General features: G+C 39.5%; 20 protein-coding genes and 1 tRNA gene. 10 read left to right on the top strand and 11 right to left on the bottom strand.

The features are described 5' to 3' along the window. Window positions 1-6: 6 nt before the first annotated feature. Window positions 7-390 (bottom strand): DUF4359 domain-containing protein, encoded by a 384-nt coding sequence (locus tag ACPZ3T_RS19520; RefSeq protein WP_490271117.1) that lies wholly within the window; start codon window positions 388-390, stop codon window positions 7-9. 128 nt (window positions 391-518) lie between these two features. Here ACPZ3T_RS19520 and ACPZ3T_RS19515 point away from each other — a divergent pair. Continuing rightward, a tRNA-His gene (locus tag ACPZ3T_RS19515) sits at window positions 519-591 on the top strand. Between the two features lie 121 nt (window positions 592-712). Here ACPZ3T_RS19515 and ACPZ3T_RS19510 read toward each other — a convergent pair. Then, window positions 713-1,915, bottom strand: coding sequence for an AAA family ATPase (locus ACPZ3T_RS19510; RefSeq protein ID WP_490271116.1), 1,203 nt, complete (start codon window positions 1,913-1,915; stop codon window positions 713-715). Window positions 1,916-2,990: 1,075 nt separating this feature from the next. On the opposite strand from ACPZ3T_RS19510, the gene ACPZ3T_RS19505 reads away from it, so the two are divergent. Further along, window positions 2,991-3,446, top strand: coding sequence for a response regulator (locus tag ACPZ3T_RS19505; protein ID WP_490271115.1), 456 nt, complete (start codon window positions 2,991-2,993; stop codon window positions 3,444-3,446). 230 nt (window positions 3,447-3,676) lie between these two features. Here ACPZ3T_RS19505 and ACPZ3T_RS19500 read toward each other — a convergent pair whose 3' ends face one another. Both ACPZ3T_RS19500 and ACPZ3T_RS19495 read right to left on the bottom strand, forming a co-directional pair. Beyond that, a complete protein-coding gene (locus ACPZ3T_RS19500) occupies window positions 3,677-4,789 on the bottom strand; it encodes a sensor histidine kinase (RefSeq protein ID WP_490271114.1) in 1,113 nt (370 codons plus the stop codon). A gap of 23 nt (window positions 4,790-4,812) precedes the next feature. Next, window positions 4,813-6,147: an ATP-binding response regulator gene (locus ACPZ3T_RS19495; RefSeq protein WP_490271113.1), complete on the bottom strand. Its 1,335-nt coding sequence runs from the start codon at window positions 6,145-6,147 to the stop codon at window positions 4,813-4,815. A gap of 1,232 nt (window positions 6,148-7,379) precedes the next feature. Here ACPZ3T_RS19495 and ACPZ3T_RS19490 point away from each other — a divergent pair. After that, a complete protein-coding gene (locus ACPZ3T_RS19490) occupies window positions 7,380-8,102 on the top strand; it encodes a response regulator (protein ID WP_490271112.1) in 723 nt (240 codons plus the stop codon). A gap of 594 nt (window positions 8,103-8,696) precedes the next feature. Here the strand turns inward: ACPZ3T_RS19490 and ACPZ3T_RS19485 are convergent. From ACPZ3T_RS19485 to ACPZ3T_RS19475, 3 genes are read right to left on the bottom strand one after another with little or no spacing between them, the layout of a single operon-like run. Next, on the bottom strand, window positions 8,697-9,260 hold the full coding sequence (locus ACPZ3T_RS19485) for a glutathione S-transferase family protein (RefSeq protein WP_490271111.1): 564 nt from the start codon (window positions 9,258-9,260) through the stop codon (window positions 8,697-8,699). Between the two features lie 12 nt (window positions 9,261-9,272). Then, entirely contained in the window at window positions 9,273-9,767 is a 495-nt protein-coding gene (locus ACPZ3T_RS19480) for a hypothetical protein (protein ID WP_490277284.1), read from the bottom strand. After that, complete coding sequence (locus ACPZ3T_RS19475; protein ID WP_490271110.1) at window positions 9,731-9,967, bottom strand: hypothetical protein; 237 nt, start codon at window positions 9,965-9,967, stop codon at window positions 9,731-9,733. The genes ACPZ3T_RS19480 and ACPZ3T_RS19475 overlap by 37 nt, the downstream gene beginning before the upstream one ends. A 268-nt stretch (window positions 9,968-10,235) precedes the next feature. Here ACPZ3T_RS19475 and ACPZ3T_RS19470 point away from each other — a divergent pair, with 268 nt between their 5' ends. After that, window positions 10,236-10,937 (top strand): tetratricopeptide repeat protein, encoded by a 702-nt coding sequence (locus ACPZ3T_RS19470; RefSeq protein ID WP_490271109.1) that lies wholly within the window; start codon window positions 10,236-10,238, stop codon window positions 10,935-10,937. Between the two features lie 203 nt (window positions 10,938-11,140). On the opposite strand, the gene ACPZ3T_RS19465 is transcribed toward ACPZ3T_RS19470, so the two are convergent. Continuing rightward, window positions 11,141-11,554 (bottom strand): slr1601 family putative cell division protein, encoded by a 414-nt coding sequence (locus tag ACPZ3T_RS19465; RefSeq protein WP_490271108.1) that lies wholly within the window; start codon window positions 11,552-11,554, stop codon window positions 11,141-11,143. A 519-nt stretch (window positions 11,555-12,073) separates the two neighbouring features. Between ACPZ3T_RS19465 and coaBC the strand changes: the two genes are divergently transcribed. After that, window positions 12,074-13,300: a bifunctional phosphopantothenoylcysteine decarboxylase/phosphopantothenate--cysteine ligase CoaBC gene (coaBC, locus tag ACPZ3T_RS19460; protein ID WP_490271107.1), complete on the top strand. Its 1,227-nt coding sequence runs from the start codon at window positions 12,074-12,076 to the stop codon at window positions 13,298-13,300. On the opposite strand, the gene ACPZ3T_RS19455 is transcribed toward coaBC, so the two are convergent. After that, a complete protein-coding gene (locus tag ACPZ3T_RS19455) occupies window positions 13,301-13,531 on the bottom strand; it encodes a hypothetical protein (RefSeq protein WP_490271106.1) in 231 nt (76 codons plus the stop codon). 156 nt (window positions 13,532-13,687) lie between these two features. On the opposite strand from ACPZ3T_RS19455, the gene ACPZ3T_RS19450 reads away from it, so the two are divergent. After that, complete coding sequence (locus ACPZ3T_RS19450) at window positions 13,688-13,978, top strand: hypothetical protein (RefSeq protein WP_490271105.1); 291 nt, start codon at window positions 13,688-13,690, stop codon at window positions 13,976-13,978. Here the strand turns inward: ACPZ3T_RS19450 and ACPZ3T_RS19445 are convergent. Further along, entirely contained in the window at window positions 13,897-14,703 is an 807-nt protein-coding gene (locus ACPZ3T_RS19445; RefSeq protein WP_490271104.1) for an alpha/beta fold hydrolase, read from the bottom strand. The two genes, ACPZ3T_RS19450 and ACPZ3T_RS19445, sit on opposite strands and share 82 nt — an antisense overlap. A gap of 137 nt (window positions 14,704-14,840) precedes the next feature. Between ACPZ3T_RS19445 and ACPZ3T_RS19440 the strand changes: the two genes are divergently transcribed. The 3 genes from ACPZ3T_RS19440 (at window position 14,841) to ACPZ3T_RS19430 (ending at window position 17,427) form a co-directional block, all read left to right on the top strand. After that, on the top strand, window positions 14,841-15,287 hold the full coding sequence (locus tag ACPZ3T_RS19440) for a DUF3598 family protein (protein ID WP_490277283.1): 447 nt from the start codon (window positions 14,841-14,843) through the stop codon (window positions 15,285-15,287). Between the two features lie 256 nt (window positions 15,288-15,543). Beyond that, entirely contained in the window at window positions 15,544-16,932 is a 1,389-nt protein-coding gene (gene hisS / locus ACPZ3T_RS19435) for a histidine--tRNA ligase (RefSeq protein ID WP_490271103.1), read from the top strand. Between the two features lie 42 nt (window positions 16,933-16,974). Next, window positions 16,975-17,427, top strand: a complete 453-nt coding sequence (locus ACPZ3T_RS19430) for a RidA family protein (protein ID WP_490271102.1) — start codon at window positions 16,975-16,977, stop codon at window positions 17,425-17,427. A 91-nt stretch (window positions 17,428-17,518) separates the two neighbouring features. Here the strand turns inward: ACPZ3T_RS19430 and ACPZ3T_RS19425 are convergent, their stop codons facing one another. Next, window positions 17,519-18,196, bottom strand: coding sequence for a class I SAM-dependent methyltransferase (locus ACPZ3T_RS19425; RefSeq protein WP_490271101.1), 678 nt, complete (start codon window positions 18,194-18,196; stop codon window positions 17,519-17,521). Window positions 18,197-18,335: 139 nt separating this feature from the next. Here ACPZ3T_RS19425 and ACPZ3T_RS19420 point away from each other — a divergent pair, with 139 nt between their 5' ends. Next, window positions 18,336-18,515 carry a hypothetical protein gene (locus tag ACPZ3T_RS19420; protein WP_490271100.1) on the top strand — a complete coding sequence of 60 codons (180 nt, stop codon included), beginning with the start codon at window positions 18,336-18,338 and terminating at the stop codon, window positions 18,513-18,515. Window positions 18,516-18,518: the final 3 nt, after the last annotated feature.

Here is an 18,518-nt window from a genome sequence, read left to right as displayed (position 1 = left end):
CCCTTCCTATTGCTGCTCGGCAGTGTACGTATAAAAATTATTAAATGCACCTACTGTTTCAAATCTGTAAGAAGGTATCCACTGATTCACTTTTAATTCTGTCCGATACACACTAAACAAAAATAAATCTTGCCGTTCAGTAGTGAGTGCAAGGAGTTGGCGCATTTGAGGGTTAGCAGAATCTATCAATTTGTCACAGTTAGTATTGATTAACTTCTCTATGAGTTTTGTGGTTTGATTGCAGACATCTTTCTTTAGGTATGACGTTAGTTGCTGTACTGCATACTCCTCATAAGCCCCCTGGCTGGGGTTAGTATTTGCCATAACTACCCCCAACACAGCTGCTAAACCTATAGAACCGAGAGAAACCAAAATATTCCATAACTTCATATTTATTCGGTGTTAACTCCTTCGATATTGATTAAGTTCCCCTGACTAGAAATTAATTAAGTCCGTTCCTTTCAAAAAATATCTTGATAAATTTACAAAATCAGTGCTATAATAACGAATGTCAGATGGCGAGCGTAGCCAAGTGGTTAAGGCAGTGGTTTGTGGTACCACCATCCGTGGGTTCGAGTCCCATCGTTCGCCCTTAGAAATACAAAACCTCGAATATCATATTTTAGGTTAGTTTAGCATGGGGCATCGGGCATTGGGGTAAATATTTCTCCCTTGTCTCCCTTGCTCCCTGCCCCCTGCCCCCTGCTCCCCTCTAAACAAACTTTTGAGTAAATTCATACATTAAATCTACTCTACCTTTCCTGAGCATGGCTGGATCTAGTCTTTCTGTAGTATTACAAGTCATTAAAACAACTAATCGCTGCTTAATTTGAATGCCGCTATCGTCAATGACACTTTGATATAAAGTCCCATCTAATAAACTCAAAATATGTTCTGTTTTGTTGTTGTATTGGGCGACTTCTGAGGCGCGGTTTTGGGCTAGGTTGTCGGCTTCGTTGATGATGATACAAATTTTCTCTAAATATGTCGGTGGGACAAAGTTAGCGATCGCATCATGATCTAAAATAAAGATGACAAATCCTAAAGGCACTAGAATTTCTTTGGCTACGGCTTGTGTCCAAGCAGTTTTACCTGTACCTGGTTCGCCGTTAACTACCACGGCTAACTGGTTTTGGTTGAGAACAGCTTGCTGAACTGCATCTGTGAAGCTTTGAATATCTGAGGGGAAAGTGCGAATTGGGAATTGGCTATGGACTTTACCTACCCGGCTTTGATACCCACTCAACATTACTGCTAAGTCATAGGTAGCTTTGTTGATTAAAGGCGATATGTCCTTAGACATGATAGTATACTGTCGCCGTCCGCGATCGTAGGCTTCTACTTGTAGCCAAACATCCTCTTTTGACCAATAGGCATAAACCGTATTTAAAACATCGATACGTTCCCAAGTCACAAATTTTTCTACAGGATAATAAAAATTTCTTTCTAGATAATATTGGGTGATCATATCAGGACGACCCAAGACATTTAAAACTCGTAATACTGTAATTTCTTGTAGTCGGTTTAAGACATAATCAATGGGGATGCTATTGCGACTTACAAATTGTAATATGGGCGTTTCTGTGTTTAAAACGTCTTTATAGCGATAGTCTGGTGATTGAGGATCAGGTGTGATATAGTGCCAAAACTTTTCTATTTCATAGCGGGCATTCTCTGACGCTAAACTTAAAATATTAGCCCACCAAGTATAGTTGTTTCTGCCTAAAATTTCTGCTATACCACTCGTTAAATTTAAGGTTTTTTGCGTTAACTCTCTACTATCATTCTGTAATATTTGCCATAAAAATTGCCAGTTTAATTCCCGATTTAACGGTCGCCATCCACTCGCAAGTAAGCTTTGACTGTTTTGATTTTTTGGTGTGCTTTCGTGACTATTAAAATAATCAAATTCCATATTTTATATCTAAAAGAGGTTGAGAGAAAATATTCTAATCAAATAAAGATAGCAAACTAGGATTTAGGTATTCCCTAGTAAAATCAAGGTCTTAAAATTCCTTCTCTACCATTGCAATAAGGAAAATACATGAGGATTAGATAAGTCCTGATAATAACAAAATTTATAGGTTTGGATTTTTATTAAGTAATATTCATTAATATATTACACAAGCTCAATCTATATGGCTACTATGTGATGTTAAAAAATAGTCAAAAATAATTAAGTTGTCAGGGATAGTATCTGCGATCGCTGACTATTCTGAGCATTTTAATTATTAATAAATTTTGGGTATTGTACTGCATAATCCTTATTGTACTACAAGTAATACAGAAAAATCGATTAACTATATAACTTCACAAAACTATAGGAATCCTATTGAATTTTTGCACAGATGAGTAAGTAACGCCGTGTGCAACTTTCTTTCAAACCTAACTCCACCACCTTCCCTACATAGCTTGCTTCTCCGAAGGAGTGGGAAGAGGGAATATGTAGAGACGTTTCATGAAACGTCTCTACATTGGTAACTCTAAGAGAAGCTCCTCCGCGTCTTTGGAGAGGGGTTTTAATAATAAGTTACACATCGCGTTAAGTACCCTTATTGAACTGCGTATCCTCAGGAGATTTTTACGAATTTAATACAATTTCATTCAGAGTCTCCACTTATAAAAATGTATCTTTACATCTACTGAAATAAATAGCACCAGGGATTATACTGCAAAACAGAACCATGTATATTAAGTTATGATGAAGTTACGCAAAAAATATTTTATTATCTTGCGTATAATCAATAAGTGTCTGCTAAACCTATCAAATTTATCTTTCTTTTTCTAAAGTTGGTTGTATTGAATGAGTCTTGAACAGACAGAGGTGACAGATAACAGGTGATAGTCAACAGGTAAGGAAAGTTTTGATTTTATTTTGTGCTAGCACCTAACCCAACTAGTGGGAGGCTAATATGATGATTTTTTGATTTTGGGGCGAGATACCTTGTTTATTAACAAATGACTACAAATGTTCATGGAATCTTCTAGAAATGTATCTGGCAAAATCATTCATGAGTGATCATAAGACGCGCAACTCTCAACAGCCGTTGATTTTAGCAGTGGAAGACCATGATGACAGTCTACTGCTAATTAGTTATGCTCTTGAGTCACTAGGGTGTAGATTTATTTGTCAAAAGGATAGTGCAAATACTCTACTAGTAGCAAAAGAGTATCAGCCAGACTTAATTATGTTAGATATCTTGTTACCCAGCCTTAACGGAATTGATGTGATCAGTTATCTCAAACAAGAACCGCTAACTTGTGAAATTCCGGTAGTAGCTGTGACAGCTTTAGCTGATAGACAAGATCAACAACGGATTATCAAGGCGGGATTTGATGAATACCTCTGCAAACCCTATATGATTGAGGATCTAGAGGCAGTAATTCACCGCTTGCTTTGCGGTAAATTTCAATTTTCTTCGGCTTATCAGCTATGTCAAGAGTAGGGAACAGGGTTGGGAGACAAGGGAGACAAGGGAGACAAGGGAGACAAGGGAGACAAGGGAGACAAGGGAGTTAAATTAGTCAACAGTTATCAAGTGACTGTTTACTGTTGACTCATAACTGTTAAATAAGTTATGGGTATCTACTCATTACTCATTACTCATTACTCATTACTCATTACTCATTACTTATTTAATTTGATTCACCGATGATGAAACCAAAGCTGTATTAACTAATGCAAATTTTTTGGTAGTTGAATAGTGAATTTACTACCTCTGCCAAGTTCGGATGTGAGGCTAATTGTGCCTTCGTGTGCTTCGATAATCCGACTTGATAAATGTAGTCCTAAGCCACTACCTGATCTTTTATTTCTGCCTTGGCGAAATCGCTCGAAAATACTAGCTTGATCTTCAGGAGCAATTCCATAACCTGTATCTTCTACTTCGATATTTACCCAATTGTGATTGGTTTCCCAAATACTTAGACTAACGCCGCCTGTGTCGGTAAATTTAATTGCATTCCCAACTAAGTTATTTAACACACGCCGTAATTCTAAGGCATCGCCCATGACTACACCAGGTTTATCTTCTAGATGATCTAGGTTGCTGGTGTCTAGTTTTAGACTAATGTTTTTTTCCTTGGCTAGCGGGATGAGTTCGCTGACTACTTCGGAGGCAATTTCTCCGAGATCGCAGCTTTCATAATTCAAGGTCTTTTTACCTGCCTCGAAGCGGTAAACTTCGAGAAGGGTGTTGACCATTTGCATGAGATTTTGATTACTGCGAATCATCACAGCGATCGCTTCTTTCATTTCTGGGGAAATTTTACAAAAGGTTTCTTGCTCAAATAAACCCAGCATCCGATCTGCTGCTACTAAAGGGGTGCGTAAATCGTGAGTTAACCGAGACACAAAGTCTTCCCGTTGACGCGCCATTTTCCGTTGTTCGTCGAGACTATGCTTGAGGCGCAGAAGCGATCGCACTCTTGCTAATAGTTCATCTGTATCAAATGGTTTCCGAATAAAATCATCAGCACCTGCATCTAAACCTTCCACAACACTAGATTCATGAAAGGCGGTAATCAACAAAATCGGAATATAGTTAATTTCAGGATTTTGGCGGATGCGCCGTGTGACTTCATAACCATCCATTCCAGGCATCATCACATCTAGCAAAATCAGATCAGGTGGAGATTGAGCCACTTTTTCTAAAGCTGATACTCCATCTGTGACTAAGTCAATTTCATAGCCTTCACTTTGGAGAATAGTCTCTACTAAAATGAGATTATCTCTAGTATCATCAACAGCCAAAATTCGATCAATTTTAGGGTTTTCAACAACAGACATGATAATCAACTGGTTAATAAATTTTATAGTTTGATGTGAGGAAACCTCATAGATGCTTGAGTCGGTTGAGAATTAGATGGGTGTGAAATTTGAGACGAAGATAACATTCTTTTGCCATCAAATTCTACATTCGCAGATGTTTTAGTTGAGGGAGATAATGATATTTGTCTGGGCAGTTCAATTTTAAAGAATGAACCTACTCCTACCTCACTTTCCAGAAATATTTTACCGCCCATCATTTTGACTAACGAGTTGATAATTGCTAAACCCAAACCTGTACCCGGATATTTCCTGGTGATGCTTTGATCAACTTGTCGGAAGGCTTCAAAAATATGCTGAAAGTCTTGGGGAGATATTCCTATACCTGTATCTCGAACAGCGATCGCTACCCGATTTTCCCCTATATCTTGTACTTCTACCCAAATCTTACCAGACTCAGTAAACTTAATCGAATTAGATAATAAATTCAATAATATTTGTTTGACCCTGGCGGGATCATTAAACACTACAGGGTTAGCTATATCTATTTTGACTATCAAAGACAACTTTTTTGCTTCAGCTAAAGAACGCATTTGTGCAACTGCGTTCTGAGTGACTTTGACTACATCAAATAATTCAGGTTCGAGTGCTAATCTACCTTCTTCCAACTTAGAAAAATCGAGAACTTCATTGACTAACATCAGCAAATGCTTACCATTATTAAGGATACGTTCTACCATATCCGCTTGCTGATGTGTAAGCTTGCCAAATTTAGGACGCAACAGTATTTGAGCAAAACCAATAATGGCATTCATTGGTGTTCGCAACTCATGAGATATCGTAGCTAAAAATTGAGATTTTAGCCGTGATGCTTCTAAGAGTTTAAAATTTTGTAGTTGAATTTGTTCCCGTTGTCTCTCTAATTCTTGATTTTTTCTTAATAGTTGCTCATGACTTTCTTGGAGTTGTTGATGTACTAAAGCTGCTTGCATTTCTACTTGGTAAACCCGCATAGCATGACGTAAAACTTGTGTCAAGGTTGCTGATGATAACCTTGATTTGACAAGATAGTCAGTAGCCCCAGCTTGCATCAATTTTACGGCAGTTTGTTCATCTCCCTGCTGTGTGATCACTACTAGGGGAACTTTAATTTCTAAAGCGCGTAGCTTTTGAATTAAACTTAAACTATCCTCGTCTGGTAAATCATCATCTAAGAAAATGCAATCATAAGTACTATTCCTTAAGGTAGAGATTGCCGTTTTAGCATCACTTACCTCAGACAATTCTATTTTTACACCTGCTCGGGTGAGGGCTAAATAGACTGTCCTGCGATCTAACTCGTCATCATCTACAACCAAAATTCTCAGCGTTTCTTTCATTGCTTTTTATTTTCGCTGTCAAATACAGGTTGGTGTTAAACATACTTGTGGTAATCTATCAAGCTGAATAATTTTCAATGTTGCTGAGGTTTTTGGGGATTGATACTGGGTAAATGATAGATATTTAGCTTTTAGCTGAAAAAGTCTTTCAACTGGAGTAAATCAGTATCATGCCTACACAACATTATGAGTGGCTTTTCGCTCTTATAATCCCAATCTATGAGATGGGAATATAAACTTTCTTCAAGGGTAATTTTATATTTATGGCATTTATTTCATCATCCTCTGATAAGATTATATTTATTTAGTTTGAGTGTATATTTTAAGTTAAAAATGTAGTATTGTTGAATCATTAATCATCAATTAACAATTTTGGTAGACTAGCAAATACTGAGTACCACCAATGATATTACAAAGTAAATTAAAATACTTTGTTAACGTTCATTACAATTGTAAAAGAACGACTTAACACAAGTCCTCACCCATTAGTGAGAGTTAGAGATAAACATTGTTTACCATGAACGTGAGGTATTGGAATGTTGCGATCGCTTGTTGTGGGTAAAGGGAACTAGTTTGATAGATATAGTACAATCGGGTGATTAGCGATCGCTAAACTGACTCCCGTATTTTCTTGGAGATCGCCGGATGCAAGAGTTGACAAAATCACAATCAACTCAATCAATAGCTACTAATTGATTGCTACTTAATGCGATGTGCAACTTATTATTAAAACCCCTCTCCATAGAGCGAAGCTCTTCTCGTTAGAGTACCTCTCCCCTACCAATGTAGAGACGTTTCATGAAACGTCTCTACATATTCCCCTTCCCACTCCTTCGGAGAAGCAAGCTATGTAGGGAAGGGGTTGGAGGTGAGGTTTGAGAGAAAGTCGCACAAGGTGTTACCTAAAATTTCCCATACATAATATATCAATATATCATTCATAGAAGATTGTTGACGGCTAACGCTTAACACTCAAGACTCAACAGTCAAATGTCTATTACTGAGATGCACGACAGCTAATTTTATATTTCTCGATAGGAAATTAATATATCCCAGGCCTGATTTTGAGGTAAATCAAGCCTGAAAAAAGATTATAGTGATTATTTCTATCGGTGGATGCAGAGAGGTAGACAGATCATCTATCTTTGGTTTGGAAAACTCTAGAAAAGCAAATTAGAAACCACAAAAAAATTTAGTTTGCAAGCTGCAATGAAACAATAGCGGGTGTAGCAATGAATGAAATTAGCATTATTTTAATTGAAGACCATGACTTAACAAGGATGGGGTTAAGAGCTGCATTGCAGTCCCACGGAGGCTTGAAAGTCATTGGTGAAGCGGCTAATGCAACTCAAGGACTAAAACTTTTGGAAACAGCCAAGCCAGATGTCGCCGTGGTAGATATTGGTTTACCTGATATGGATGGCATTGAACTCACCCGTAAGTTTAGACGCTATCAAGTTGACAGTGGACAAACAAATACTAAGATATTGATCTTAACAATGGATCATACCGAGGATGCAGTTCTAGCAGCCTTTGCCGCAGGTGCAGACTCTTATTACATGAAAGAAACCAGCATTAGTAAACTCACAGAGGCCATCCAAGCAACTTACGCTGGTAACTCTTGGATCGATCCAGCGATCGCTAATGTAGTATTACAGAAAATGCGCCAAGGCATCCCTGTAGAAACCCCATCATCTGACCAGCCAAAAACAGTTAAAATTGAAGCCTTGCCCTCAGAATACGAACAAGTTTTAGAAACTTATCCACTCACCCAACGGGAGTTAGAAATTTTAGAATTAATCGTCGCTGGTTGCAGTAACGGACAAATTGCCGAGAAACTCTATATTACCGTTGGCACTGTTAAAACCCACGTTCGCAATATTCTCAATAAACTCTGTGCTGATGACCGTACCCAAGCTGCCGTCAGAGCTTTACGCTCAGGTTTAGTTGCATAACCAATAAATTTAACTCTGGTAATCTAATGTTCTGCACTCAACTAGATTACCAGAATAATGCCTATACAAATTGCGTAATTTACTGCTCGTAGGTTAAGTAGAACAGGATAAATAATTAAAGGTTTGTAGTGAGAACTTTAGTTCTTTCTCCGTTCGCATAGCGTGTCGTAGACAGACGCTCCGCGTTCGCGCAGCGTCCCGCAGGGAACAAAAAAGGACTAAAGTCCTTACTACAAACTCAATCCTAGTATTTTTACATTACTTAATATAGTTTGGTTTTTTCAAGTCGTTTTACTTATTACAAATTACGAATTAACGCCTGATGTGAATTAGTAAAACTGCCTATCCAATCAATAGTAGGGGCGGGTTAACAAACATCATTCATGATTAACTTTTGATCTCGGTGAACCCGCCCCTACAAATATCTAGGTATTCGCAAGATTTCAATTAACATTAGACGTAATTACGTAAAGCCTGCGGCATAGCTGCGCTTAGAGCGTAGCGGGGGGGAGCATCGTTACGTAGCTTGCTTCCGCGTAGCGGTATTACGAATTACGAATTACGAATTACGAATTACGAATTACGAATTACGAATTACGAATTACCCCTCGAGTCCATTGCCTTTTGATATGCTGGTCTTGCTGTCATGCGTTGGATATACTCTTCCACGGCTGGGTAAGCACTCAAATCTAGCTTCAGCAGTAGGGGAATATAAGCCAAAATAGAACCCACTGCCACATCAGCAACGCTAAATTCATCTCCTAGTAAAAAAGGCTGTCGAGAAAAAATCTCATTTAAAGGACTTAATAACCGAGGCATTTCTCGTTCACGGTTAGCTTCGATAAAGATACCATTTCCCAAAGTAGCATTTGCAAACAGTACCCATTGATCAATGATCGCTTGTTCCTGTAGCGAAACTGGGTGTTTGCCATACTTATCTGCGAGATAAAGTAAAATTGCTCCAGATTCCCATAGCTGCAAGTCTCCATCTACAATTGCAGGGACTTTACCAATGGGATTAATTTGCAAAAATTCCGGCTGGCGATGTTCTCCCGCCTGCATATCTAACAGTACATATTCATAGGGAACTTCCAGTTCCTCTAAATACCATCGCACGATCGTAGCGCGACTGCGAACGCCGCCATACAGTTTCAACATAACTACCTGAGACTAAAGGACTTGATGAGTGTGAGAATGCTGTTTAACGTTATCTTCTTTTGTGACCAATCTAGTAGCGTTTAGTACCCGCTTGCGATCTACCGAATATTGTAAATCAGTGTAGGTTGTACCCAGAGGAATCAAAGCCTGTGCAGTTTCACGCCGTTTGTAAGTCCGAGCAGCCGCAAAAGCCCGTGAGACAAATTCATCTGCAAATTGAGCAGAATCAGGAAAGCCGGCTGGGAAACTGGGCTGTTCACCATTGACAACCGCGCCTAAATTAGTAGCACAAGCTAACTTATACGATGTGGGAATACCTTTTAATAGGGCTTCTAAAGCAGCCGAAGGAATCGGTTCTAGCACCTCAACTTGATGAATTTCTCCATCTTCCTTAACAAAGCAGGTAGCTAAACCAATCACAACATAATCATCAGATGTTAAGTCAGGTGCATTTTGGTAAGTCATGGTTGTTATAAAAAATAGAATTGGGAATTGGGCATGGGGCATTGGGCATGGGGCATCGGGCATCGGGCATCGGGCATCGGGCATTGGGCATTGGGCATTGGGGTAAATATTTCTCCCTTGTCTCTCCGAAGTTCTGTTCGGAGGAAACCTCCGCTCAGACTTCTCTCCTTGTCTCCCTTGTCTCCCCCTGCTCCCCTGCCCCCTGCTCCCTGCTCCCTGCCCCCCTGCCTCCCCGTTGGCATTTTACCAATTTGTCTCCCTAACTCCTGGAATGTTCGTAGAGATTAATATTTCATCTTTCAGGAATTTAACCTGGGGAAGAAGTATCTTTAACTAGGTTGAAGCATTAATTGTTTGTATGGAGTGTGTTTTTTACTGGATGGAGTTCCTGAAATGTAATTTGGTCACTGTAAATAGGTAATTATAGACACCTACGCAACTGACACATAATTACAACTACCGCGACAGTAAAAACTCTAACTTGATCTCAAGGAGCATTTAGGCGTAAACATGAACATTCAATCTTTTTTAGCTTCTGGTGAACAGCAAAACCATTTTTACAAATCTGTAGTCAATAATACATTTGCTGATAAAGAAAATGGGGCTAATGATGATAGTTACTTACGTTCTTGTGCTTTGAGGTCAGCTCAACAGGGAAATTATACTAAAGCGATCGCTCTTTTAACGGAATTAATTCAACGCCATCCACATCATGCGGTAGATTACAACAACCGGGGACTAATTTACTTCCAAAGTGGCGACATTCACAAAGCACTGTCTGACTACAACCAAGCACTACAATTAAATCCCCATTTGGCTAGTGCTTACAATAATCGTGCCAATTATTACGCCGCTTGTGGAGAATTAGCGGCGGCACTGGCTGACTATGATTCTGCTATTAATTTCAACCCTGGCCATGTGCGTGCCTGGATTAACCGTGGCATTACTTTACGGGATTTGGGACAATACGAGCAAGCAATTGAAAATTTTGAGAATGCCCTGCTATTTGGTCAGCTAGAAGGGCATATCTGGGCTGAAAGAGGCAGAACATATCATGTTTGGGGTGATTGGAATTGTGCGATCGCAGATTATCGTCGTGCTGTGACTCAATTACCTGTCTTGAATAATAACAAAGATGTTGCTGGCTATCGTTTAAGATTACAAATAGAAACTTGGTTAGATGAATTACTGCCTACATATCCTATGTATTAACTTTAAGAAATTTGCACCCAGGTCTAAGTCTATATATTTAGCAACAATTGCAATTCTGTAAAATTCGGCAACAAATTCAAAACCCGAAACCCATATTCTATCTAACTTTCTGAATTACGAATTACGTAGCTTGCTTCCGCGTAGCGGTATTACGTTAGCGTAGCGGGGCGCAGCCCATTACGAATTACGAATTACCATTTAGCTTAGGGTGAAGACTCTGATAGGTCTATTTTTTCCCCATATTGATTGGTCAACACAAGAGGACGCTGACCAGGCTGAAATTTATATGTTTGTTGCTGCATCACACTTTGAGTTTGGCGAGGGTCAAAATTACGGGTAAATTGTGCCTGTAAAGTATCGACGCGTTTTTCTGTTTGCTTCACTTGTGTAGTAAGTTCTCTTAACTTGCCTTGCTGTGACCAATAATGGGGGACAAGTTGCACTAAAGCAGATATTGCTACTGCGGAAATCGCAAAATTGACCCCTAACTTAGCACTGACCTCTACAGCCATCACCTTATAAGAGCGTTGGCGAAGATGGCGTTTTGGCCGAGGAGAGACAGTTTTCTTCTGTATCGATGGTTGTTGCGGGGTTGGAGAAGGTTGAAAGGCGTTCATGATGCTGAGAAAGAAAAATTTCCTGATGAATATAACTAAGCCATAAAAAGCCTATTAGCAATGATTACAGCTGAGATTAGCTGACATATTACTTCATTTTTGCGAAATTGCTACACGTATGTTTATTGTCAAAAATACACGCAACATACGTAGGGAAGACCAATTTACAATTTGCAAAAATGATCCCGCCCCGCTTTTCTAAGTTCGCGCAGCGTGTCGGAGACAGACGGCTTCCACGTTCGCGGTAGCGTTGCGTAGCAAAGTGGTACGCTAATGCAATATCATCTATCGCAGGAAGTAAGCTAGGCAATTAAGAAAATCAGATGCAACTAATTGCTTCCAAGGTATCAAAACAATCTTGATATTGTCAATTTTAATTTGCTGTTTTCTGCTAATACGTTTGTATTTATCTTATTTTTTGTAGTTTTCAGCTAATTAGTTCCGTTGTATTCATTCAAGTATAATAGTTAATATTACTGATAAGTTTAGTTATAGAAAATACATTTTATATAGAAATCTATGGCTGATTTTCAACTCCCAAATCAAAATCGCCCACCTAGGGTTTTAATTGGTGTAGGTGGTGGTATTGCTGCTTACAAAGTTTGTGAGGTGGTTTCGACTTTGTTTAAAGCAGGGGTGGAGGTTCGAGTTATTCTCACTAGTTCGGCGCAGGAATTTATTACACCTCTGACTTTATCTACTCTCTCCCGCCATCGTGCCTATACGGATGATGATTTTTGGCAAGGTACTCACTCACGGCCATTGCATATTGAGTTGGGGGAATGGACTGATGTGTTAGTTATTGCGCCTTTGACGGCTAATACATTAGCTAAGTTAACTTACGGGATGGCAGATAATTTACTGACTAATACTGTGTTAGCTTCTACTTGTCCGGTGTTGTTAGCACCAGCAATGAATACGGATATGTGGGAACAGCTAACGGTGCAGCGCAATTGGCAGCAGTTATTGGCAGATAGTAGATATCATGGCATGAGTACCGCATCGGGTTTATTGGCTTGCGATCGCGTCGGTGCTGGTAGAATGGCAGAACCTCCCGAAATTGTCAGTTATATTCATTCGCTCTTGCATACCAAGGGAGAGCGTGATTTAGTCGGGAAGCAAGTTTTAATTAGTGCTGGCGGTACACGGGAATATTTAGATCCTGTGCGATTTATTGGAAATCCTGCAACCGGTAAAATGGGACTAGCTCTAGCCCAAGCTGCTTTACATCGAGGCGCAAAAGTAACTTTAGTTCATGGTATAGCTAGTTGGGATGCACCTTTAGGAGTGCAAGCCATTCCGGTTATTAGTGCAGCAGAAATGCAGCAGGTAATGTTGGAATATTTACCGAATGCAGATGTGATTTTGATGTCTGCGGCTGTCGCTGATGTCAAGCCTCAAGATTATAGCCCAGAGAAATTACCAAAGCGATCGCTTCCCCAAGCTTTACCTTTAGCACCTGTTCCTGATATCGTTGCCGAGTTAGCCCAACTCAAACAACCCCATCAGCTGTTAATTGGTTTCGCCGCCCAAAGTGGTGACATTATCACACCAGCCAAGGAAAAATTACAGCGTAAACAATTAGATGCCATTGTTGCCAATCCTATAGATCAACCAGATAGTGGTTTTGGTAGCAATAACAACCAAGCTATATTTATACATCATCAAGGGCAACAAATCACAATTGCACCCTGTTCTAAATTACAAATGGCACACTATTTATTTGATTTTATCAGACCAAACTGACTATGCTAACCGTGCAGTAGCTAAATCGCGGATGAGATGCGTCCGAGAGAATAGATAAGAGTTAACAGAATTAATTTCTTCAGTAGTCAGTGTTTGTTCCTTATCAAGCTGCGTCAACAGCTGGCTAACCAAATCAGAATCACTCAGCCTGAGCAATGTTGTGCTTTGAGTTTTTTCAACCACAGACCAAACTTGACGTAATATGTTGGCGTTTATAGGGCAAACTTTCATGACAACCGCTCCCTTTATTGTGAAAGCATAAAAACGCTATCGAGAATCTAAAGAAAATCTTAAGCTATCAAATATTAAAAAAACCTTAAATATTACAAATGTTCACTATTTAGATAAAAATCTAAATAAAAGCCTACAAATGTTGATTTGATTGGGGTGTGGGGGTGTGGGGGTGTGGGGGGCAAGGGAGCAGGGAGCAGGGGGCAGGGAGCAGGGGGAGACAAGGGAGACAAGGAGAGAAGTCTGAGCGGAGGAAACCTCCGCTCAGAACTTCGGGTAGACAAGGGAGACAAGGGAGAAATATTTAAATGCCCAATGCCCAATGCCCAATGCCCCATGCCCAATGCCCAATGCCCAATGCCCAGTCAACTGTCATCTGTTATCTGCTGTAAAAAATTGAGTATTGCTGTAGCTACAATTTTTGGTGACTCAATAATAAAACCATGACTGCCACCATCGATAAATGACAGTTTTGCGCCGGGAATACCTGCGGCTAATTGTTGAGAAAATTTAACTGGGGTGAGAATATCTTGCTTACCTGCTAATACCAAAGTTGGACAGATAATATTGTGTAGACGATTTGTAGTATCGCCATCGAGGATAGCTCGGCTTTGATGATAAATGCTATGAACTTGAGGGGCAAAGGGATAATACACAGCCCATTCAATTAGCTGTTCTATCATCTCTGGCATGGAATAAAAATTATCGCTAAACATCCAGGGAAAAATCAGTTGTTGAAAAAGTGTCCTGTCTACCTTGTCAGCCAAGTCTCCCCAGCTTTGAATAATGCTATGAAATCGCTCGTCAGGCTTGGCTAGAGAGGCTAGTAGGATTAAACTTTTGACTTTTTGGGGATAAGTTAATGCTAGTTCTTGGGCAATTTGTCCACCCATAGAATGACCGGCGACGTGTACTTGCTCAATACCTAGATGCTCAAGTAAGCCGGCGGTATCGTGAGCCATGTCTAAAATACTATAGGGGCTATCTGGTGCAGAACTCCGCCCCATGCCTCGGTTATCAACACGAATAACTTGATATTGGGCAGTTAAAGTTGGCATAAGTAGCGACCAGTAGGAATGATCGCATAAAAAACCAGAGATGAATAGTAAAGGTTCTCCTGTACCTTTGATGTCGTAGAAGAAATCAATCCCGTGTAGTTGTATCTTGGGCATATGCAGCCTATTGTCAAATGTGGGTCGCTTGAGAGATCAGGCGATCGCTGTGCTTTTACTTTAAAATAGTCTACAATCCTCCTGTTTCGTGCCTCCTGCGTCAAATTCAGACTAAACCACTTAGTTATGGGAGTTGCATTATGTCTATCCGTGAAGAAATGCCTGTACTCGTCCGTCATGAAGGGGAATGGATTGGCACATATACTATAGTTGACACATCAGGAAAAATTTTAGACCAGCATCAATCCCATTTAACTTGTCAATTTCCAGACAATAGCCCCTATCCCTACTACCAAATTAATCGTTACAAGTGGGCTGATGGTAAACAAGAAGAACATCAATTTCCTGGAACATATCATGATCAAGCCCTTTGGTTTGATACAGAACGGGTTGAAGGTAAGGCTTGGGAAGTAGACAACAATACCATAATTTTGTGCTTTTCCTACAAAACAATTCCAGGAATATCTTTATCAGAAATGATTTATATTAGTCCAGATAATAACCATCGCGCCCGTACATGGCATTGGTTTAAGAATCATCAATTATACCAACGTACTCTAATTCAAGAAGAAAGACTAAAGTAAAAAAATAGAAAGCTTCAAAGTGTCGTAACATACCATACTGGACTGACAAGCCTACTAGCGTGGCAAGCCTAAAATAGTGTATTAAATGTAGGTTGGGTTGAGCAAGGCGAAACCCAACATAGATATCGGTGTTGGGTTTCCTTACGTCAACCCAACCTACCATTTTTTCACACTACTTTAGCCTTGACACTGATGCGATCGCATAGGTACAAAATATCAGTTATAATTTCAAATTGCGATTTGTTAAGGTAGACGCATGGCAAAAGGTGACAAAATCAACTTTTCTACTCCTAGTGGCTTTCCTGAATTTCTCCCTAGTGAAAAACGCTTGGAATTATATTTATTAGATACCATCCGTAGAGTTTATGAAAGCTATGGATTTACACCTATTGAAACTCCCGCAGTTGAGCGGTTAGAAGTATTACAAGCTAAAGGTAATCAAGGCGACAATATTATTTATGGTATAGAGCCAATTCTGCCACCAAATCGCCAAGCTGAAAAAGATAAATCTGGGGAAACAGGTTCAGAAGCTAGGGCTTTAAAATTTGATCAAACTGTGCCGCTAGCTGCTTATATTGCTCGTCACTTAAATGAATTAACCTTTCCCTTTGCTCGTTATCAAATGGATGTGGTATTTCGGGGTGAACGGGCAAAAGATGGTAGATTTCGCCAGTTTCGCCAGTGTGATATTGACGTAGTAGGCAGGCGTGAACTCAGCTTATTATATGATGCCCAAATGCCTGCAATTATTACCGAAATTTTAGAGGCAATTAATATTGGGGATTTTGTCATTCGCATCAATAACCGCAAAGTTTTGACGGGATTTTTCCAATCTTTAGGTATCTCAGAAACTCAAATTAAATCCTGTATTAGTATCATTGATGAATTAGAGAAAATCGGTGAAGCAAAAGTTAAGCAAGAGCTAGAAAAAGCTGGAATTAATCCTGAACAAACACAAAAAATTATTGATTTCATTAAAATTGATGGCGGCAGTGACGAAGTTTTAGATAAACTCAAACACCTGTCACAAACCTTGGCAGAATGTGAACAATTTAGCTTAGGTGTTCAGGAATTAGAAACAGTAATTACTGGAGTGCGGAATTTGGGAGTGCCGGATAAACGCTTTTGTATTGATTTAGCGATCGCCCGTGGTTTAAACTACTATACCGGCACAGTCTACGAAACTACCCTCATCGGTCATGAAGCTTTAGGTAGTATCTGTTCTGGTGGCAGATATGAGGAATTAGTGGGAATGTTTTTAGGTGAGAAAATGCCTGGTGTGGGCATTTCCATTGGCTTAACGCGCTTAATTAGTCGCTTACTCAAAGCAGGTATTCTCAACACTTTACCCCCAACCCCAGCCCAGGTAGTGGTAGTAAATATGCAAGAAGATTTAATGCCTATTTATTTAAAAGTATCACAAAATCTGCGTCAGGCTGGGATTAATGTGATCACTAACTTTGATAAGCGTCCTCTGGGTAAACAATTTCAGTTAGCGGATAAGCAAGGCATTCAATTCTGTGTCATTATTGGTTCTGAAGAAGCAGCCGCACAAAAATCATCACTTAAAGACTTAAAATCAGGTGAACAAGTAGAAATAGAATTGACTAATTTGGCTGAAGAAATTAAACGCAGACTGCAATAATAAAACTAATTTAGCAAATAATCAAAGAGGGGATAAAAAACTATGGCTCGTACTCGTGAAGTGATTATTCCCAAAGGGATGGAAATTTTATATGAAAAGTTTCATTATTGTCCTGGTATTAAGGTAGGCAATACATTATATATTTCAGGACAAGTAGGACGGGATGAAAATTTACAGGTAGTAGAGGGAGTAGAAGCGCAATTTGTCCAGACTTTTGAGAATGTCAAAAAAGTGCTTTCTGCCGCCGGAGCAACTTTTGACGATGTAGTAGAGATGATTACTTACCATGTCACCGGGGTAAATCTCACTACGCCAGTTTCCCTGGGTGAGCCTTCACAACAACAGTTTACTATTCCCCATCTGCCATTATTTATGCAAGTAAAAGATCGTTATTTTACTAATCAATTTCCTACTTGGACAGGGTTTGGTATCACTGCTTTATCTACACCAGGATTAATTGTTGAAATTAAGTGTACAGCCATCTTAGAAAATTAAAAATGTTGAAAAAATGTAGGGTGTGTTAGCGACAGCGTAACGCACCTTCCAAGGCTTTCGGTGCGTTACGGCTTACGCCTAACACACCCTACTAAACTTTTTGATATTCAATTCGCATTTGTTGTACTTGAGTTTCCTGAGATTCTAAAAACAGCATATCCGCTATTTTTTGTAATCCGAAAGTTTCCAACTGTGATAGTTCTGAATGAGATAATGGCCAGGGTGGGCCTGATGGTTCGTCTTCTGTATCACGTACACGAGTAATTAACAACAAAGTACCACCAACAGCGACCACAGCAGCCACACTAGAGATTACTGAATTACGCACACTTAATGGTAATGCTTGAATATTGCGACATTCAAAAACAAAATCAAAACCTCCATACCATTGGGAAGGAATAGCCAATAAATCAGCAATTTGATAATTAACTTGAGAATGAGGAAATCGTTGCTGACACCAACTAATAGCAGTAGGAGAAATATCAAAAGCTGTTACATCAAATCCCAATTTAGCTAAAGCTTCTGCATCATCTCCTAAACCACAACCAATTACTAAAGCTTTTTTACCTTTAGTTGATAATTGATGATGATCTAACCAATCTTGTAGATAGGGGTGAGGTGTTAATTTTGCCCAGGGAATTTGTTCAGCGTTACCATTAGCTGAAGCATATAACACTTCAAACCAGGCTGATGGTTCTGATTTATTAATAGCTTCTGTGGCTAATTCTTGCACTTTCTGGCGTAAATTTTCAGGTTGTTGTTCAAACATAAAAAGCAGTATATTGACAAAATCGTGAAATTGATCAGGTTTTCATCACCCTTATACCAATTCTCTATGAAGTTGCGCCAAATAAATGATGTAGAGACGTTGCATGCAACGTCTCCACAGTACAGAATAAAGTGCATCTATGGCTACGCCAGGCAAGCTACATCAAGAAACGGTATTAACCATCATATTGTGCGATCGCACTTTGCAACTTCTCGACTACAAAATAAAGCTTTCTACACCGTTCCTCCCCCACACCTCTTACCAAAACGATACTTTTCCTCCCAGTCGCCAGTATCAAAGAACTAAAATTCTGTTATAGATT

The sequence above is a fragment of the Aliinostoc maniaoense genome (assembly GCF_058172895.1).
This window is presented reverse-complemented; position numbering and strand designations above follow the sequence as displayed.

Bases quoted from the DNA above. Each gene is read 5' to 3' on its own strand.
- ACPZ3T_RS19520 (WP_490271117.1), bottom strand. From the start codon at position 390: ATGAAGTTATGGAATATTTTGGTTTCTCTCGGTTCTATAGGTTTAGCA.
- ACPZ3T_RS19510 (WP_490271116.1), bottom strand. From the start codon at position 1,915: ATGGAATTTGATTATTTTAATAGTCACGAAAGCACACCAAAAAATCAA.
- ACPZ3T_RS19505 (WP_490271115.1), top strand. From the start codon at position 2,991: ATGTATCTGGCAAAATCATTCATGAGTGATCATAAGACGCGCAACTCT.
- ACPZ3T_RS19500 (WP_490271114.1), bottom strand. From the start codon at position 4,789: ATGTCTGTTGTTGAAAACCCTAAAATTGATCGAATTTTGGCTGTTGAT.
- ACPZ3T_RS19495 (WP_490271113.1), bottom strand. From the start codon at position 6,147: ATGAAAGAAACGCTGAGAATTTTGGTTGTAGATGATGACGAGTTAGAT.
- ACPZ3T_RS19490 (WP_490271112.1), top strand. From the start codon at position 7,380: ATGAATGAAATTAGCATTATTTTAATTGAAGACCATGACTTAACAAGG.
- ACPZ3T_RS19485 (WP_490271111.1), bottom strand. From the start codon at position 9,260: ATGTTGAAACTGTATGGCGGCGTTCGCAGTCGCGCTACGATCGTGCGA.
- ACPZ3T_RS19480 (WP_490277284.1), bottom strand. From the start codon at position 9,767: ATGCCCCATGCCCAATTCCCAATTCTATTTTTTATAACAACCATGACT.
- ACPZ3T_RS19475 (WP_490271110.1), bottom strand. From the start codon at position 9,967: ATGCCAACGGGGAGGCAGGGGGGCAGGGAGCAGGGAGCAGGGGGCAGG.
- ACPZ3T_RS19470 (WP_490271109.1), top strand. From the start codon at position 10,236: ATGAACATTCAATCTTTTTTAGCTTCTGGTGAACAGCAAAACCATTTT.
- ACPZ3T_RS19465 (WP_490271108.1), bottom strand. From the start codon at position 11,554: ATGAACGCCTTTCAACCTTCTCCAACCCCGCAACAACCATCGATACAG.
- coaBC (WP_490271107.1), top strand. From the start codon at position 12,074: ATGGCTGATTTTCAACTCCCAAATCAAAATCGCCCACCTAGGGTTTTA.
- ACPZ3T_RS19455 (WP_490271106.1), bottom strand. From the start codon at position 13,531: ATGAAAGTTTGCCCTATAAACGCCAACATATTACGTCAAGTTTGGTCT.
- ACPZ3T_RS19445 (WP_490271104.1), bottom strand. From the start codon at position 14,703: ATGCCCAAGATACAACTACACGGGATTGATTTCTTCTACGACATCAAA.
- hisS (WP_490271103.1), top strand. From the start codon at position 15,544: ATGGCAAAAGGTGACAAAATCAACTTTTCTACTCCTAGTGGCTTTCCT.
- ACPZ3T_RS19430 (WP_490271102.1), top strand. From the start codon at position 16,975: ATGGCTCGTACTCGTGAAGTGATTATTCCCAAAGGGATGGAAATTTTA.
- ACPZ3T_RS19425 (WP_490271101.1), bottom strand. From the start codon at position 18,196: ATGTTTGAACAACAACCTGAAAATTTACGCCAGAAAGTGCAAGAATTA.
- ACPZ3T_RS19420 (WP_490271100.1), top strand. From the start codon at position 18,336: ATGGCTACGCCAGGCAAGCTACATCAAGAAACGGTATTAACCATCATA.